Raw genomic sequence first — 1396 nt, 5'->3', positions numbered from 1 at the left:
ACTCAAGGTGGTGAGAATCCTAATCTTGGAACAGGCTTCCCGCTTAGATGCTTTCAGCGGTTATCCCTTCCGAACGTAGCCAACCAGCCGTGCTCCTGGTGGAACAACTGGCACACCAGAGGTTCGTCCGTCCCGGTCCTCTCGTACTAGGGACAGCCTTCCTCAAGATTCTAACGCGCGCGGCGGATAGAGACCGAACTGTCTCACGACGTTCTAAACCCAGCTCGCGTGCCGCTTTAATGGGCGAACAGCCCAACCCTTGGGACCTACTCCAGCCCCAGGATGCGACGAGCCGACATCGAGGTGCCAAACCATCCCGTCGATATGGACTCTTGGGGAAGATCAGCCTGTTATCCCCGGGGTACCTTTTATCCGTTGAGCGACACCGCTTCCACTTGCCGGTGCCGGATCACTAGTCCCGACTTTCGTCCCTGCTCGACCTGTCAGTCTCACAGTCAAGCTCCCTTGTGCACTTGCACTCAACACCTGATTGCCAACCAGGCTGAGGGAACCTTTGGGCGCCTCCGTTACATTTTGGGAGGCAACCGCCCCAGTTAAACTACCCACCAGGCACTGTCCCTGAACCAGATCATGGTCCGAGGTTGAGGTATCCAATACGATCAGAGTGGTATTTCAACAACGACTCCACGAACACTGGCGTGCCCGCTTCACAGTCTCCCACCTATCCTACACAAACCGAACCGAACACCAATACCAAGCTATAGTGAAGGTCCCGGGGTCTTTTCGTCCTGCCGCGCGTAACGAGCATCTTTACTCGTACTGCAATTTCGCCGAGTCTGTGGTTGAGACAGCAGAGAAGTCGTTACGCCATTCGTGCAGGTCGGAACTTACCCGACAAGGAATTTCGCTACCTTAGGATGGTTATAGTTACCACCGCCGTTTACTGGGGCTTAAATTCTCAGCTTCGCCTTACGGCTAACCGGTCCTCTTAACCTTCCAGCACCGGGCAGGCGTCAGTCCATATACATCGTCTTACGACTTCGCATGGACCTGTGTTTTTAGTAAACAGTCGCTTCTCTCTGGTCTCTGCGACCCCACACCGCTCACGGAGTAAATCCGGTCACAATGCGAGGTCCCCCTTCTCCCGAAGTTACGGGGGCATTTTGCCGAGTTCCTTAACCACAGTTCTCTCGATCTCCTTGGTATTCTCTACCTGACCACCTGTGTTGGTTTGGGGTACGGGCCACATCAGATCTCGCTAGAGGCTTTTCTCGGCAGCATAGGATCATGGAATTCACCGCAACGGCTACGCATCACCTCTCAGGCTATGTGAGATCCGGATTTGCCTAGATCTCGCCCTACAGGCTTACACCAGTACAACCACTGACTGGCCCCACTACCTTCCTGCGTCACCCCATCGCTTGACTACTACCAG

1 rRNA gene is annotated in these 1396 nt (G+C 54.7%); it reads right to left on the bottom strand.

The window, feature by feature from the left end:
• Nucleotides 1-1396: ribosomal RNA gene (locus tag AXK61_RS24130) — 23S ribosomal RNA — on the bottom strand; the annotation flags it as partial.

It is taken from the genome of Tsukamurella pseudospumae, from assembly GCF_001575205.1.
Classification (GTDB): domain Bacteria; phylum Actinomycetota; class Actinomycetes; order Mycobacteriales; family Mycobacteriaceae; genus Tsukamurella; species Tsukamurella pseudospumae.
This window is presented reverse-complemented; position numbering and strand designations above follow the sequence as displayed.